The 16,661-nt window shown below is 50.8% G+C and carries 12 protein-coding genes and 2 pseudogenes; 11 read left to right on the top strand and 3 right to left on the bottom strand.

Annotation, left to right across the window (positions count from 1 at the left end; translation table 11 throughout):
* Nucleotides 1-18 precede the first annotated feature (18 nt).
* Complete coding sequence (gene tyrS / locus CRP01_RS05605; protein WP_099149028.1) at nucleotides 19-1,293, bottom strand: tyrosine--tRNA ligase; 1,275 nt, start codon at nucleotides 1,291-1,293, stop codon at nucleotides 19-21.
* A gap of 191 nt (nucleotides 1,294-1,484) precedes the next feature.
* Between tyrS and CRP01_RS05600 the strand changes: the two genes are divergently transcribed.
* Entirely contained in the window at nucleotides 1,485-2,819 is a 1,335-nt protein-coding gene (locus CRP01_RS05600; protein ID WP_099149027.1) for an ABC transporter permease, read from the top strand.
* Between the two features lie 12 nt (nucleotides 2,820-2,831).
* On the opposite strand, the gene CRP01_RS05595 is transcribed toward CRP01_RS05600, so the two are convergent.
* Complete coding sequence (locus tag CRP01_RS05595) at nucleotides 2,832-3,053, bottom strand: ChaB family protein (protein WP_099149026.1); 222 nt, start codon at nucleotides 3,051-3,053, stop codon at nucleotides 2,832-2,834.
* 242 nt (nucleotides 3,054-3,295) lie between these two features.
* Here CRP01_RS05595 and CRP01_RS05590 point away from each other — a divergent pair, with 242 nt between their 5' ends.
* The 3 genes from CRP01_RS05590 to CRP01_RS05580 all read left to right on the top strand — a co-directional run bounded on the left by CRP01_RS05590 (nucleotide 3,296) and on the right by CRP01_RS05580 (nucleotide 7,678).
* Entirely contained in the window at nucleotides 3,296-4,030 is a 735-nt protein-coding gene (locus tag CRP01_RS05590; RefSeq protein ID WP_143473282.1) for a hypothetical protein, read from the top strand.
* 114 nt (nucleotides 4,031-4,144) lie between these two features.
* Complete coding sequence (locus tag CRP01_RS05585) at nucleotides 4,145-5,092, top strand: magnesium transporter CorA family protein (protein ID WP_099149024.1); 948 nt, start codon at nucleotides 4,145-4,147, stop codon at nucleotides 5,090-5,092.
* Between the two features lie 936 nt (nucleotides 5,093-6,028).
* Nucleotides 6,029-7,678: a DUF6089 family protein gene (locus tag CRP01_RS05580; RefSeq protein WP_170110239.1), complete on the top strand. Its 1,650-nt coding sequence runs from the start codon at nucleotides 6,029-6,031 to the stop codon at nucleotides 7,676-7,678.
* A gap of 39 nt (nucleotides 7,679-7,717) precedes the next feature.
* On the opposite strand, the gene CRP01_RS05575 is transcribed toward CRP01_RS05580, so the two are convergent.
* Nucleotides 7,718-9,325, bottom strand: coding sequence for a tetratricopeptide repeat protein (locus CRP01_RS05575; RefSeq protein WP_099149022.1), 1,608 nt, complete (start codon nucleotides 9,323-9,325; stop codon nucleotides 7,718-7,720).
* Between the two features lie 194 nt (nucleotides 9,326-9,519).
* Here CRP01_RS05575 and CRP01_RS05570 point away from each other — a divergent pair, with 194 nt between their 5' ends.
* From CRP01_RS05570 to CRP01_RS05545, 7 genes and pseudogenes are all read left to right on the top strand, one after another.
* Complete coding sequence (locus CRP01_RS05570) at nucleotides 9,520-11,205, top strand: LamG-like jellyroll fold domain-containing protein (RefSeq protein ID WP_099149021.1); 1,686 nt, start codon at nucleotides 9,520-9,522, stop codon at nucleotides 11,203-11,205.
* A gap of 47 nt (nucleotides 11,206-11,252) precedes the next feature.
* Nucleotides 11,253-13,199 carry a LamG-like jellyroll fold domain-containing protein gene (locus tag CRP01_RS05565; RefSeq protein WP_170110238.1) on the top strand — a complete coding sequence of 649 codons (1,947 nt, stop codon included), beginning with the start codon at nucleotides 11,253-11,255 and terminating at the stop codon, nucleotides 13,197-13,199.
* A gap of 57 nt (nucleotides 13,200-13,256) precedes the next feature.
* A pseudogene (locus CRP01_RS43405) lies at nucleotides 13,257-13,547 on the top strand (hypothetical protein); the annotation flags it as partial.
* Between the two features lie 99 nt (nucleotides 13,548-13,646).
* Nucleotides 13,647-13,808: pseudogene (locus CRP01_RS43400) on the top strand (acetyltransferase); the annotation flags it as partial.
* The gene (locus tag CRP01_RS05555; RefSeq protein ID WP_099149018.1) at nucleotides 13,805-14,491 is read left to right on the top strand and encodes a cytidylyltransferase domain-containing protein; all 687 of its coding nucleotides are present in this window, start codon (nucleotides 13,805-13,807) and stop codon (nucleotides 14,489-14,491) included. The pseudogene CRP01_RS43400 and the gene CRP01_RS05555, both read left to right, overlap by 4 nt.
* Nucleotides 14,488-15,504 (top strand): N-acetylneuraminate synthase family protein, encoded by a 1,017-nt coding sequence (locus CRP01_RS05550; RefSeq protein ID WP_099149017.1) that lies wholly within the window; start codon nucleotides 14,488-14,490, stop codon nucleotides 15,502-15,504. Before CRP01_RS05555 ends, CRP01_RS05550 begins: the two co-directional genes overlap by 4 nt.
* Before the next feature lie 38 nt (nucleotides 15,505-15,542).
* Entirely contained in the window at nucleotides 15,543-16,655 is a 1,113-nt protein-coding gene (locus CRP01_RS05545; RefSeq protein WP_099149016.1) for a class I SAM-dependent methyltransferase, read from the top strand.
* The last annotated feature ends 6 nt before the right edge of the window (nucleotides 16,656-16,661 follow it).

Genomic DNA, 16,661 nt, shown 5'->3' with positions numbered 1-16,661 from the left:
ATTAACGAGATCGTGATTTTAGACAGTCACGATCATGTATTTATTCTTCTTACCGTTCTCCACCATCACGTATTTATCGTGGAGCAGTGCATCCATACCGACTACGGTCTCATGGTCGGTGATCTTTTCCTTGTTAACCGACACGGCCTGACCTTTAATGGCCCTCCGGGCATCACCTTTGGAACTGACGATCTCCGTGTGCTCAGCCAGCAGATCCACAATGTTCACCCCTTGCTGCAACAACGCAGCCTCCACCTGGAAGCTGGGGATTTCCTGGGCCACGGTGGCCAGACTTTTGGCGTCCAGTGCGTGCAGGTCATCCTGCTTGGCGCGGGTGTTAAACAAGAGGTTGGAGACCTTTTTTACGGCTTCGTATTGCTCTTCTCCGTGGAGACGAATGGTCAGTTCTTCGGCCAGCAGCCGTTTGAGTTCCCGGGGATTATTCGCGTGTTCGGCTTCCATTGCTTCGACTTCCTCTTTGGATTTCAGGGTGAAGTAACGGATGAACTTGGGTATATCAGCATCGGCGGCATTGATCCAGAACTGGTAGAATTCGTAGGGAGAGGTCATCTCCGGATCCAACCAGATATTGCCGGCTTCCGACTTACCGAATTTGGTGCCGTCGGCCTTGGTCAGCAGGGGAGTGGTGATCGCGTAGGCTTTACCACCCAGGTTACGCCGAACGAATTCGGTACCCGAGGTGATGTTGCCCCACTGATCCGATCCTCCCATCTGCAGGAGGCAGTTATTTTGCTCGAACAGGCACTGGAAGTCGTATCCCTGCAGGATCTGGTAGCTGAATTCGGTGAAAGAAAGACCGGTCTCCAGACGGTTCTTGACCGAATCCTTCGACATCATATAGTTGACCGTCAGGGTTTTACCCACATCCCGGAGGAAATCGAGAACGTTCATATTTCGGTAAAAATCGTGGTTATTCACCATGATCACCTCGTGCTCACCGTCGGGAGTACCAACGTATTTCTCCAGTTGTTCCTTTACTTTAGCCAGGTTTTGCTCCAGTTCCTCGTGCGATTTGAGCGGTCTCTCCTTATCCTTGAAGGAAGGATCACCGATCCGGCCCGTGGCCCCGCCCACCAGGGCGATAGGTTGATGACCGGCGCGCTGGAACAACGTCAGCAACATGATCTGAACGTAATTACCAATGGTTAGAGAAGGGGCCGTCGGATCGAATCCGATGTAGCCGGTGATCGATCCATTATCCAGTACTTCTTCAACTCCGGGAGTGGCATCGTGCAACATGCCACGCCACTTCAGTTCTTCCAAAAAATCCATGCTCGTAGTTATCGTTTGAAAAAATCCGGCGCAAATTACTAATTTTATAATCGACGCGGACTACTTTTGTAATCTGATAATGCAGAGATTTACAAAAAAATCTATGTCGTAACATACCGACAAGTAGAAAAATAAGTTCACCCTAAGTTCGTTTTTCTGGTGTCTGATCTACTTCTATTTTTACCACGCGAATGAATATTACACATTTTATTGCCCGACGGGTAGCTCTTTCCGAGCAAAAAACTTTTTCCAGGCTGATCATCCGGATCGCTATCGCCGCCGTGGCGATCAGTGTGGCGGTGATGATCGTAGCCACGGCTTTGATCGCTGGTTTTAAAGAAGAGATCCGGGCGAAGATCTTTGGCTTCTGGGGGCATATCCACATCACCGAACCGAATATTTCCCATTCTCTGGTTGATCTGTCACCCATCGACAAAGACCAGGACTTTTACCCGAAGATCACCGAGGTCGGACCCATCAAATACCTGGAAGATGATGAGTTTATGGGCCGGGAATTTACCCGGGAAAAAATGACCAACGGGGGCATCAAACACATCCAGGTATTTGCCCTGAAACCGGGAATGATCCAGTTCAACGATGAGATCGAAGGGATCATCCTGAAGGGAGTAGGGCCGGACTACGACTGGTCATTTCTCAAAAAATACATACAGGAAGGCCGCCCGCTGGACCTGGCCGACTCTACGGCTCAGAGTGAGGTGGACAGTATTCCGACCCAGAATATTTCCCGGGAGATCCTGATCTCCCGACAGACGGCCGACCGGCTGCAGATCGGGGTAGGAGATGAGTTTATCGTGAATTTCGTGGAGGAAAAGGGAAGTCAGCTCAAGCGGAAATTTACGGTAGCGGGGATTTATAAGACCGGTCTGGAGGAATACGACCGCAAGTTCGCGCTGGTGGACATTCGCCAGATCCAGCGGCTGATGGGGTGGAAAAGCAATCAGGTAAGCGGCTTTGAAGTACTGCTGGACGATATTGAAGATCTGCAGGCCTTTGATGAATATGTATTCTACGATGTGATCCCGAACGAACTCTATTCGGAATCCATCCGCAAAAAGACGCCGGAAATATTCGACTGGCTGGACCTGCAGAACGTAAACGAAGTAGTCATTCTCGGATTGATGATCACGGTGGCCATAATCAATATGATGACGGCATTGCTAATCCTCATCCTCGAAAGGACCAATATGATCGGTACCCTGAAAGCGCTGGGCAGCAGCAACTGGGATATCCGGAAGATCTTTCTTTTCTATGCCGGCTATATCATAGTGATGGGCCTGTTCTGGGGCAATCTGATCGGTTTACTGATCTGTTTTATTCAGGATAAATTTGAACTGATCCGCCTGTCCGAAGCGGATTACTACCTGTCCGTAGCGCCGGTACATGTCAATTTCTGGACGGTACTGGGACTGAACGCCGGATCGCTGATCATTATCCTGATCTTTCTGATCATACCATCCTATCTGATCACGCGGATCAGTCCGGTGAAGGCCATTCGGTTTAAATAAGCCGCGGTAGCTTTACGGATTGGTCGTCTTTTCGTTTTTCTCCCGAAAATTCTGCACGGCAGCCCAGGCTACGCTGTGGGCGGATTCGTCCAGATTATGGGTGATCTCCTGGCCCCTTGGTGATTGGTACTGATCCCAGGCGTTGTTAAAAGCTTCGCGGTAAACGTCCTGAGCGGGTTCGGAAAGATTCTTTCTGATGGTATCCGGTAATTCGGTATTGTTTTTGTAAGGCATAATATTTAGATTGAAAAGATTGTTGATTGAAAGGCTGTCGGTGTTTGCTTATTGAACAGATCGGCTGCAAGCCGTGTTCGAAACATCAGAGCTGTTCCTCCGGCTATCCTGACCCCGTAAGGTACAGACTATTGATCGATACTAACGGTCCGAATTTTATTTCCGGAGCAAGGAGAGATTGATGATCTCCAGCGTTTACCAAAACCAGCGGGCTCCGGCAAATCCTGTTAAACGTTCCATGCTTGTCGAAAAGAATTAAGCATAAATTATCGCTGAGTGTACGCTTGCTGTCGGATGTTGTTCGGCTGCTGCCCGTTCGTCTGGGGCGTTTGTATCGGCACCTGCTCCATTTGCCGGGCTACCTCAAAAGCCACCGCTTACACGGCGTACTTCTGCGGCCCTTTCCACGTTTTATGCTGTGGGTCGGAGAACTGGTGTTTTTTCTGCTGGATCTGCTGGGCATACCCGAATGGTACGAGCTGGGAAATTGTTGGTTTAAACCCAATTCCCGAAGCTTGACGGTTGAGGAAAAACAATTGGCCAGGTATATCTTCGGCGACTGGCTTTCGCTGGAGCGTATCCAGTTGGACGAGCGTGCGCGGGTCGGGCCCCGTCAGTATCAGTTTTGCTACGTGAGTTTTAGCATCATCAATAGCTGGGAGACCATGCCGCCGTCTGTGCTGGTACACGAACTGGTGCATGTCTGGCAATTCCAGCATTACGGTAGCCCTTACATCCTGCGAGCGCTGTTGGCGCAGCGCACCCTGATGGGTTATAATTACGGCGGTATTCCCCTGCTGGAACAGGCCAAAACCGCTGACCGTGGATTAAAAGCGTTTAATTACGAACAGCAGGCGGCCATTATTGAGGACTATTTCCGCCTGATCCGGACGGGACTGGCGCGCTGGAGCCCGAACGGGGGCAAAAGCCACTTGGAAACCTATCAGTACTACATCGATAAATTGAAAAATCCCTGAAGCCATTTTCTGAATTGCCGGATTATTATTTTTTTTCCCGTCAATACCTAAAGATAAATCGTAAGTTTGCGGCTGCTTACCGGGAGATTGGAACAGGTCAAAAAACAAGGGCCTATGATTCGTTATTATGCCAAAATAGAAGGTCGGATCCAGGAAATGGAAGAGCCTAAACAGGCGAACTGGATTAATATTTCTCCGCCTTTTAGTCAGGAAGAGTTGGAAGAGTTTGCTCAGATCGTCGATATTCCGCTCGATTTTTTGACGGACTCGCTGGATATTGATGAAAGATCCCGCTACGAACGCGAAGACGATATTCGCCTGATCGTGGTCAATACCCCTCTGCTCAACGCGCAGGAAGAAGAAAAGGATACGATCTACATTACCGTGCCCATCGGTATAATTATTACGCCGGACCACGTCATCACGATCACTGCTTACGAAAACCCGGTATTGCAACTTTTTCTCGACAGTAAGGTAAAGAACTTCGATCCCAGCCAGGATGCTTCTTTCGTGTTGCAGATCCTCGAGCAGAACGTCTATCGTTTCCTGACCTGCCTGAAAAAGCTCAACCTGCAGCGTAACCTCATCGAACAGGAACTCTACGATTCCAGCCGCAACCGCGAGCTGAAACAATTGCTGAGCATTGAAAAAAGTCTGGTTTATTTCATGAACTCGCTCAATGCCAACGAGTTGTTGAAGATGAAAATGAAACGAACGGATTTTCTGCAGATCCGGGACGATGAAGACCGCTCCGATCTTTTCGAAGATATCATCATCGACAATTCCCAGGCCCTGGAAATGGCCAACGTCTATACGAATATCCTCAACGGGACGATGGATGCCTACGGGTCGATCATCTCCAATAATCTCAACCTGACCATCCGGCGACTGACCACCATCACGATCATCCTGATGGTACCTACCCTGATCGCCAGTTTCTACGGTATGAACGTCCCGCTGCCGTTCGAAAACCGGATGTGGACGCCCTGGTTCATCGTCATCTTCTCCATCTTTATCAGCCTGTTACTGGCCTGGTATTTTCAACGTAAACGGCTTTTTTAACTTCAGGTATTCCTGCAGTTTTCGATGAGCATTAGGAAATGTACCTACTATACATGACGTGGAGTGGTTTGGTCCTGATGTGCTGGTCACAGTCGGAATTCCCCAACCACCTCGGTAAGTATATGTTGTACTTGTATTTAAATTGGATTGGATTGCCCCAACCAAATTTACGTCAGTTCAGCGGTGCTCACGAGCAACTAATTTCCTCTTTACTAAGCATTTAGACTACTCAAAAGGCTGTATTCCCAATGTGATAGATAAATAAATTGAAGATGTTTAAAAGTTATCCACAATGTGGAAAACTTAATTAACAATCAATTGGTTCTGATAATCAGGCATTTATGTCATTTATCAACATAGTGTTAATAACTAGCTGTTCATAAAGTCAATAAAATCCTTATTTTCGATTTTGTAATTAGGAACTATCCTCATTTTTAAGAGAATGTGGACAATCCGAGCTCCTGAAATTCAGGATAAGGATTTTCTAATTTTTCAGATGGCCAATTCGACCGGGCTTCGGCCCGGTCATTTTAGATCTGATCACCGGTCTTCGGGACCGCTTCAAGTTCGAATTAAGAATAACTTACTGATACTATTAGACTACAAAAATGGTGGGCTGCGCAAAACCGGCTCGCCATTTTTTTGATTTTTTTTGGGCAAATACAAATTTTCTTGCCAATTTTACGTTCAGAGAGTAAGTTACGTCCCCATCATTCCTATTTTTATAGTTTACTTCTCACAATCAATCCAAATCGCGGCAACCCTTTACAAAGGCTTTCTATTCCCTGCAATAGACTGGATAGGAATCCATAGCCAAAAATTATCGAATTGAATCATTCGAACATCCTTTGGTCTGGCAATGCCATGTCCGCAAGGTCCGTTTGAATGGATCGCACTATTGAAGAGCAACTCAGTGTTGGGTTTAAATCGCGTATTATGAGAAGGAGTATCTACGGTACCTTTTGCTTACTGTTTTTTACGTTCATGTTGTCCGCACAGCCTCGCATCGACCTTGGCTTTGCGGTTGGCGGTAGTAATTATCTGGGAGATCTGGTGGAGACCAGTTGGCCTTTCCTGAAAGAGACCAATCCAATGTTCGGGATGTGGTCGACTTACCGGATCGGTAAAACGGGGGGCCTCCGGCTGGGGGCTGCTTACGGTAAAGTCAGTGGAGACGATCAGAATTTTTCGGATCCGGTTTATTCCGAAAACCGCCGTTTTCGTTTTACCACAGACCTGCTGGAGCTGTCGCTCGTAGGCGTTTGGGAACCATTCGGTAAACGCCGTTATCCCAGTGAAGTAGAATTCAAAAAGATCTTTTCCCCTTATATTTTTGGTGGTATAGGCGTGGTCCGGGTGATGGCGGATCCGGATTTTTCCGATATGCCGACTAACCAGGAAGCCAGATACCGGGAACGCATCCAAACCGATAAACGCGATCTCCCCGAAAATCTGATCCCCACCTTTCCGATGGGGGTAGGCTTTAAACAGGACCTGAGTAAACGCAGCGTAATATCCGTAGAACTGGGCTTTCGTAAGGCCATGACCGATTATATAGACGGCATCAGCGAAGCGGGCAACCCCGGTAGCGGGGATTGGTACGTCTTCGGCGGTACTTCTCTGTCTTTCCGGATCGGAGAGAAGGACTCCGACGATGACGGTATACCGGATAAGGAAGATGCCTGTCCCGTAGAACCCGGTAATCTCTCCGCGCGCGGCTGCCCGGATCAGGATGGTGACGGGATCGAAGACCTGGAGGATATCTGTCCCGGCATCCCGGGAGTGTATGAGTTAAGCGGCTGTCCGGATAGTGACGGCGATAAAGTGGCCGACCGGTTCGACCTTTGCCCGGATGTACCTGGCAAGGAATCTACCCAGGGCTGTCCGGACCTGGATGGCGACGGTTTCCGGGACGATCTGGACGAATGTCCGGGCGAAGCCGGTACCAAGCTGCTGCTCGGTTGTCCGGATTGTGACGGCGACGGTATCGGTAATGCCTCGGACGAATGCCCCACGGTTGCCGGTACCTTCGAGTTCAATGGCTGTCCTTTTGCCGATGCGGATAAAGATGGTGTACCGGATGAGGACGACCGCTGTCCGGAAGTGGCCGGTACTGTCTACAACGACGGCTGCCCGGATACCGATAACGACTGGGTAGTTGATATCGATGACCGTTGCCCGGAGACGCCTGGTTTGCGTTCCAATGCCGGTTGCCCACCACTGCCCGAGGAAGCTAAAACGATCCTGGAATTTGCTACCCGCAACATCAAGTTCGAGACCGGCAGCGCCAAACTGAAGCAGGCATCCCTGAAAACTCTGGATGAAATTGCCGGTATCATGGAAGAATACGATTATTATCAACTAACGATCTCCGGCCATACGGATAGTCGCGGTAAAGATGCACTCAACCTGAAACTGTCCAAAGAACGGGCCGAAGCCTGCTTTGACTATCTGGTCAAACAAGGTGTTGACCCGGAAAGAATGATCCACGACGGCTTCGGAGAAACCCAACCGATCGGGGATAATCGTACTGCTGCCGGGCGGCAGAAAAACCGCCGGGTAACTTTCGATCTGTCGATTGAATAGTACCGTCGGGGGCCGGATCACCGTCCGGCCCCCGATCGTTCAGATATTCTGGATAAAGGTATAAATGTCATCTCCGGCCTCGATCGGTAGTTTTTTCCGCAGCCGGTAGCGGGCCATCTCTACGGATTTGGGGGAGATATTCCGGATAGCTGCGATCTCCTTATTGCTCAGGTTGAGCCGCAGCAGGGCGCACAATTGTTTTTCGGAAGGAGTCAGGTCCGGAGTCAGCTCGTTCAGTTTTTCAAAAAAATCGGCGTTGACCTGCTCGATATTCAGGAGCAGTTCTTTCAGATCCTCATTAATCCTTAGCTGGTTTACATTGTATTGGATCAGTTGTCTGATCTTCTTTTGCTGCTCCGGCGGCAGCGAGTCCCGGTCGATCTCCGTCAGGGCTTCGTTGGTTTTGCTGAACAGTTCATTTTTACGGGCAATTTCCAGGGCCAGGTTAGTGAGGTCTTTTTGTTTTCCTTCCAGTTCCCGGCGGATCTGCTGGGCTTCCAGCTTTTGATTCCGCAATTGACTTTCAGCTAGTTTTCTTTTCATGCGGTTGCGAATGATCAGGAAGCTACTCAGCATTAGCGCCAGTATCAGCAGCGTGATAATGAAATAGTCGCTCAGATGATCCAGTTGTCGTTCCTTTTTTAAATCCTCGATCTCCTGTTTCTGAAGCGCTGCTTCCTCTCTGGCCTTCTGGGTTTCGTAAACAACGTACAACTCTTCGATGCGGGCGTTGGTCTCGGCCTGTTTCAGGGAATCCTGCAATTCGAGGTAAAGGTCGAGATAGAGGAGGGCGGAGTCCGGCTGATCGATGCGCTCGAAGGTCTCGGAGAGGTCTTTCAGGCCCAGTGCTTCAACGGGTTTCAGGCCTTCCTTCCGGGCCAGGTCCAGTCCCCTCCGTATATCGCGAACGGCCTGATCGTAATTACTCAACTCCCGGTGCGACTGGCCGATATTCAAATAAGCGGTTGCGATGTCCGAACTTCGACGAAGCCGAAGTGCCAGTGTTAGGCTTTTCTGAAATGCCTCCAGGGATGCTTTGTATTTTTCCTGAAGAAAATAGATGTCTCCGATATTATTAAGCGGGATCGACGACAAGCCTTCAAAACCATTGTTCACCAAAAGGTCGTAAGCTTCCCGGTAATACCCAAGGGCCTGCTCCCATTGCCCCTGTTCCCGGGCCAGCAGGCCGAATCCATTTTTGGCGTAAGCCAGCCACCGAACGCTATCCAGCCGGCCGAATATTCCGGCAGCTTGTTCGAAATGCTGCTGGGCGTATTTGTATTGTTCCCGGATATACTGAATACTGCCGATACTGTAGGAAGACTGAGCGATCAGAAAGGAATCCTGCAATTGGTGAGCGATCCGGCTGGCAGCCTGCTGACTGATCAGTGCCTGATGGTAATTCCCGGCCTGGAAAAGAGCGCGGCCGCGAATTCCGTAGATCTCATATAGTTTAGGGCTGGCCGCGGCGGTGTCCACCAGCCGGAGGATCTCATCGGTGAGTTGAATGCGGTAATAATTGGAACCTGCGGTATCCAATGCCGAATAGAGGCTATCCAGGCGATCGCTGTTCTGAAGGGTGATCTGCCCGATAACTGGGGGGTAAATGCCCAACAATAAACCGAAAATGATCCATCTGGCGATCATGTCGGAAAGGTTTTTTAGGAGAACGATGTTTGTGTAATGATTTGATTAAGTTAGTGATTTTTAGAAAAATATACAAGTAAGCTCGTTTCGCTGTTTTTCCGACACAAATATGGGAGCGGCTCCCAGTTGGAGCACGTGCCGATAACCTAATATTTGGTATATTGCCCTAAATCTCTGATAAACGCAAACACCCTATGCTGAAACCATTACGCTTTCTCCTGTTGCTTACATTCTGGTATGCATTCCTTCCCGGCTCTCAGGGACAATCTCCCGGCGACTTTTTACAGCTAGATCTCAATTTTACCAATGGTTCCCTGTTGGATGCCAGTCCGAACATGACAGTAGGTACCGGTGTCAATCTCAGCTCGGCTATCGGTGTTGAGGGGGAGGCCAATTCCGCTTTTCAGTTTAACGGCACCACCAGTTTTATAGACTTAGGGACCGATAATCGCGGCATCACCAATCAGTTGACCATGAGCGCCTGGGTTAAAACGACTTCCCTCAAAAGGCAGGTTGTACTGGCCAAATACGACGTGAACGATGATGCGGGCTATTCCCTGTCCGTTCAGGAAGGTTTGGCCTCCATGGAAGGGCGGGACGGATCGGGCTTTTTTCACCAGATCCTGCTGGATAACTATCTCATCAATGATGATCGCTGGCACCACATTATCGGGATTATTGACCAGAATCACTGGCGCCTGTACGTGGATTGTCAGTTGGTCAACGAGCTGATCACTACCACAGAAGCACCGCTGCTCACTACGACTGATTCCCTGACCATCGGCAAACTGTCCGTACCGAATAACGACAATGACAGCCGGTTTTTTGACGGTCAGATCGATAATGTCAAACTTTATAATACGGCTTTACGGGTGGAACAACTACCACTGATCTCGGATTACTCCTGTGCAGATTGCGAGATGGATCTCAATGCCGGATTGATTGCCTACTATCCCCTCGATGGGGACGGTCTCGACCAAAGTGGCAATGAACTGCACGGCACGGTCGGCGGCGCCTTACCGACCCAGAACCAGTTGGGGGAGGAAGAGCGTGCCATGCGGTTCGATGGAGTAGATGACTATATTCTGGTCGCGAACAATGACTTACTCAATTTTGGTACCGGAGAATTTGCCGTATCGCTTTGGGCGCAATCGGATAATCCTTCTAACGGTCCGCAGATGTTGATCCAGAAAGGCGTTTCCGGCAATATTGAGGTCAATCCCCATTTTTTCATCCGCTTAAATGATTTCCTTACGCCGCTGCAGGTGATGGGAACGGTCACCGACGGCTATCCGCCGGCCTCTTCCATCGGTATCCAAAACTCACCCTTTGCCGATAGGAACTGGCACCATATCGTTTTTCAACGAACGGCTACTTACCTGGAGCTTTGGGTAGATGGAGAACTGGCTGCTTCGGAGGCGGATACGCAGTTTCGCAATGTCAGTGGCAGCGGTAATTTGATCATCGGTGCCCAAAATCCCTGGGACTTCGGGGGGAATTATCCTTATATACACAGTCACCTGAACGGTCGGCTGGATGAGATCCGGATCTATAACCGGGCTCTTTGCGGTGATGATATCCTCGCCTTGGGGGATATGGTGAGTCGTACCGAACCCTTGCCCCTGGAGGTAGGCGAAGTTAAGTTGTACCCCAATCCGGTTTCCGACTGGCTAACGATCCAGCTCGATTTTAAGCAGCGGCAGCGGACCCGCCTGCGGCTGATCGACCTGAACGGGCGGATCCTCTGGCAGGAGCAATGGCAGGGGAGCCGGGAGCAGCTTCGGAAGAACCTGGCGGACCTGCCCGCGGGTATGTATACACTGCAACTCTATCTGACGGACCACCAGTTGCTCCGGGGGTATCGATTCGTAAAACTCTGATTTTTACTCATTTAACTTTCTCTGATCATTTAATACAGTTTATTGGCATGTACAGAAGTTTTTTATCTACGATTGTAATAAGTGGGGCGCTATTCCTTTTCTCCACAACCCTCCGGTCGCAAAGTATTACTCCCTATTTACAGGCGAAATTTGAATTCGACAGCGGATCTCTGGCCGATGACAGTCCCAATATGCTGGACGGCAGCGGGACTGATCTGAGTTCTGCGGGTGGAGTAGAAGGCGATTTTAACGGTGCCTTTCTTTTCAACGGCACCTCCAGCTACATTGATGCCGGCACGGATAACCGGAATGTAAGCAACCAGCTTACGCTCAGTGCATGGGTGAAAACGACTGGAACCGGTAGAATGATAGTTGCCTCCAAATACAACGTTGCCGAGGATCGCGGATATTCTATTTCCGTGGAAAGTGGCCTGGCTTCGATGGAAGGCCGGGATGGATCCGGCAATTTTTATCAGATCCTTTCTACAGGTTTTATGGTCAATGACGGTAACTGGCACCACATTGTGGGGGTGATTGACGGAGATACCTGGCGGCTGTTCCTGGACTGTCGCTTCGTGAATGGGCTTAATACCGGGACGGAATTCCCCGATTTCACCACCACCGTACCCCTGGCGATCGGAAGACTGTCCGTAGCCAATAACCTCAGCAATTTTCGCTATTTCCAGGGAACGATCGATCAGGTGCAGCTGTATAATTATCCTCTCACCGAAGATCAGCTGGTAGAACTTTCGGATTTCAGCTGCCCGGATACCGCACCGGATATTACAACCGGACTGATCGCTTATTACCCACTGGACGGAAACGGAAATGATGAAAGCGGCAATGAGCTGGACGGTACCGTTACGGGGGCGTTGAATACTGCCGACCGGTTTGGTCAAGGCGGTGCGGCCCTGCATTTTGACGGGATCGATGACCACATTCTGGTTCCCAATAACGATTTGTTGAATCCGGGAACCGGGCCTTTTTCCGTATCGCTTTGGGTCCAGGCCGATGATCCGACGGGTGGCCCGCAGATGCTTTTTCAAAAAGGAACGTCCGGTACAGTGGACGGCCCTCATCCGGGGCTCTGGTTGCGCCTGGATGACTACGGGGATGGAAACCACATCCAGGCGTCTCTCACCGACGGAGTGCCTCCGGGTACCTTTGTGGGGAGCACCAATCCGCTGTTTGTGGATCAGGATTGGCACCATGTCGTTTTCCAACGCACCGGTAGCCATGTCGAATTGTGGGTAGATCTGCAATTGGTAGCTTCGCTGGAAGACTCCCGGTTTCGGGGACTTAGCGGCGATGGTAATTTGATCATTGGTGCCCAGAACCCCTGGGAGCCCGGGGGCAATTTCCCTTTCATCCACAATCATTTCGAAGGAAGTCTGGACGAAGTCCGTTATTACGGCCGGGCGTTATCGCCGGCCGAGATCAGGGCCGTGGCGAATACCTACTGCCCGGAAGAGCTGATTGTCGACGAAGCGCCAAATTATTTACACTACCAGGCGGCGGCCGAACTCTCAACTTCCGGAACCGTCACCGTTGGCGAACAAACGGTTTTTCAGGCGGGAAGCCGGATCGTTCTGAATCCCGGATTTTCGGTACAGCCGGGAGTGTCGTTTATCGGGAAAATTGAGGACTGTAACGAAGCGCAAATGCCCAATACGCGGCTTATACCGGATGCGCTACCGTTTGATCAGACGGCTTCTACAAATGTTACCGAGCATACGCTGGGACTCACAGCGGTACCCAATCCCTTTCGATCGGACCTGCAGCTTAGCATCCGGACCGATCAATTACAACCGGCGCATTTGCAGTTGCTGGACATGAACGGGCGAAGCTTGGAGGTGATCTTTACCGATCGATGGCTGGAAGCGGGAGAACACCGCTTTTCCCTGGATGTTTCCGGGCTATCGCCGGGAATGTATTTCCTGAATCTCCGCACCCCAGAGCAACAACTCACGAAAAAAATCATAAAAATTCGCTGATCTATTGTCTTCTCTGGCCGGAATAGGTGAAATTTGGGCATTTATTTACGCAAGGCCATGGGGAATCAACAACTCAGGAAAAATTTAAAGTGGACACTCGGTACGCACCTTCGTTACTGGCGGAATAAGCAGAAACTGGGGAGCTGCGGGAAAGGCATTTTTTTCGAACCGGGAGTCGCACTGATGCGCTTCCCGGAGAATATTTTCCTGGGGTCCAATATGGTGCTGAAAACCGGCGCCCGCCTGTGCGCCTGCAATGAACAGGCAACCATCCGGATCGGGGAGAACACCACGGTCGGTTACCATACCTACCTATTTGCTTCGGCCGGAATTTCCATCGGGGATAATTGCCTGATCGCTCCCTTTGTTTACCTGGTGGATAGTGACCACAGTATCGATCGGAACGAACTTATCAACCGCCAGCCCAATCAAACCGCACCCATTTCTATTGGGAATGACGTCTGGATCGGCACGGGAGCCAAGATCCTTAAAGGCGTGACCATCGGCGAGGGCGCTGTAATTGCTGCCGGTGCTCTGGTTAAGGATGATGTGGCTCCCTATACCATCGTCGGAGGTATTCCCGCCAAAAAAATAAGCGAAAGAAAATGACTATAGGAATCGCCGTACTGTGCCGGTACAGCTCTTCGCGCCTGCCCGGAAAGGTACTGATGCCGATCGGAGGAAAGCCGGTACTCCAACATATTATCGATCGGCTGCAAAAACTGGAACCCCACCGACCGGTAGTAGTGGCCACTTCGGAAGAAAGCAGCGACGATGCGATTGCCGCATACTGCGAAAAGCAGGGAATTGACTATTTTCGCGGCAGCCTGACGGACGTAGCGGGGCGATTTTTATCGCTCGCCCGGCAATTCGACTGGGATTATGTCGTTCGCATCAATGGTGACAATCTGTTTATTGACCTGGAGGCCTTGCAGTTTATGATCGAAAAGGCGGATACCGGTCAGTACGATTTCGTGTCGAGCGTAAAGGATCGCACGTTCCCTTTCGGGATGAGTATCGAGATCGTCCGGACAGCTTTCTACGCGAATATCGTAGCGCAGATGACCGAAGACCGGCACCGGGAACACGTGACCCTGTTTCTGTACGATCATCCGGAACTGGGGGCGAGATGCTACCATTTCAATACGACCTATCCCGGTTTAAGCGGACTCCAGATGGCGATCGATACCCGGGCGGATTTCGAAAGAGCAGAACAGATCCTGGATCGGCTCGGTGATCGATCGGAAAGTTATGATCTGGGCGATCTGGCCAAAATTTTGCAAAACTTATGAAGAAAAATACCTGGTCCGGTAAGCACGGACCACTCCTGATCGCCGAGATCGGCGGTAATCACGAAGGAGATTTCGCATACGCACAACAACTTACCGAACTTGCGATCGGAGCGGATGTGGATTTTATCAAATATCAGCTCTATACCGGCGATACGCTGGTGAGCCGGCAGGAAAGCCCGGTACGCAACAAGCATTTCAAAAAATTTGAACTCAGTCGGGAACAGTACATCCAACTGGCCGAACGCTGCCGGGAAGCCGGTATCGGTTTCATGGCCTCCGTCTGGGATCTGGATTTTCTCGACTGGATCGATCCTTATCTTCCGATCTATAAGATCGGATCCGGAGATATGACGGCCTATCCGGTGCTGCGACGCATCGCCCAGTTGAAAAAGCCGATCATTCTTTCCACCGGTCTATCCACGCTGCAGGAAGTGTTGGAAACGGTTGCCTTTTTGCAGCGGGAAGATGACATCTACAAAAATCCAAACTTCCTGTCCATTCTGCAATGTACTTCCATGTATCCGATCCCGCCGTCGGAAGCCCACCTTTCGGTCATGCAGACCTACGCGGCGGTCACCGGCCTACCGGTGGGTTATTCGGATCATACCGAAGGTAGTGAGGCACTGGCCCAGTCCGTAGCGATGGGCGCACAGATCCTGGAGTTTCACTTTACGGATTCCCGCGAGGGCAAGGAGTTTCGGGATCACAAGGTTTCGCTGACGCAGGCGGAAGTATTGGAACTCATCGATCGGATTAAAACGATCCATACGCTGAACGGCGATCCGGTAAAACGGCCCCTGGCGGTAGAAGGCGATCATGTGGTCAGTTTCCGGCGGGCGGTGTACCCCGCGCTAGCCATTCCGGCCGGAACCGCTATTGAAGAAAAACACCTGATCTGCCTGCGGCCCAATCACGGCATTGACGCCCGGGAATACGATGCCTTGATCGGTAAAGTAGCCAAGGTAGATCTGGAGCCCCACCAGCGACTGGAATGGGAATATTTTGAACAATAGAACAGGCCCAATAATTAACATTGAATAAAAACGAACGAATGTTAAACTGGATGAAACAAACGCCGCTGGTACAACAGGGCGAACGCAATAAAGAGATCTGGGTACGCGAGGCGGACGAAGGGATCGATTCCTTTCCCCTGGACCTTTACCTGGGGAAAAAGACCGATCTGCTGTCTCTGAAGAAGAATATAGTCAACAGTGTCAAGGAAAAGGTAAAATACTACCAGGAGTCGCGCCGGAAACTCTACAGCGGAGAGCACGAAATGGTGACGGAATGCCCCGTAACGGGCATCAGCACGGAGGAAACCGAGCTGGTTGCCAATATTTACGGAGCCGAGTACGTACAAACGCCGGATACCGGTCACGTTTACGTGCGCAACCGTCCGTCCAAACGAGCCATCCACGATTTCTACCTGAACGATGTGACTTATGCCGCGACCTATACGGACAAGACCGCGGCGGAATCCCGCCTGAATGCCATTGCCGTTCCCTGGTGCCAGTGGATGCTGGAGGTCTACGAAAAGCAATACGGCCGCCGGCCGAAGCGCATTCTCGACGTGGGTTCCGGAGCCGGGCACTTCGTAGAAGCCTGCCGCCGGGCGGGCCTGGAAGCCGAAGGCATCGAGCTAAGCGAATCCAGCCGCCAGTTTGCCCGGGATATCTGGGGTTTTGAGATGGACGGCCGGGATTTCACGACCGTTACTTCGGAGTACGAAGGTTTTGATGTGGTAACCTTTTGGGGCCTTCTGGAGCATACGCCCAATCCGGGAGCAATTCTGGATGCCGCCCACCAGGTAGTTCGCTCGAGCGAAGGAGGCATGGTGATCTCCAAGTTGCCGCGCTGGAATTCGCTGAGTTCCGCGGCCCAGCGTTTGAGCCCGGAAACCATTATCCGGCACATTGATCCGATGGGGCACATCATGCTGTTCTCGGATGCTTCTGCCGCCGAATTGTACGTACGCAACGGATTTAAACCGACCGCCGCCTGGTATTATGGGATGGACGTTTACGAAACGCTGATGCAGGTCGGCCACCTGACCGATTCTTACGATGGGTTTACCCAATCCGGAGCTTTTCAGACCGAATTACAACAGTTTGTGGATGAAGTGCGTTTTTCGGATGGGATCACTTTGGTAGGGGTTCCGAAATAAGGAATA

It is taken from the genome of Flavilitoribacter nigricans DSM 23189 = NBRC 102662 (genome assembly GCF_002646595.1).
Lineage (GTDB): Bacteria > Bacteroidota > Bacteroidia > Chitinophagales > Saprospiraceae > Flavilitoribacter > Flavilitoribacter nigricans.
The sequence above is the reverse complement of the archived record's forward strand: the minus strand, read 5'-3'. Positions and strand labels throughout refer to the sequence as shown.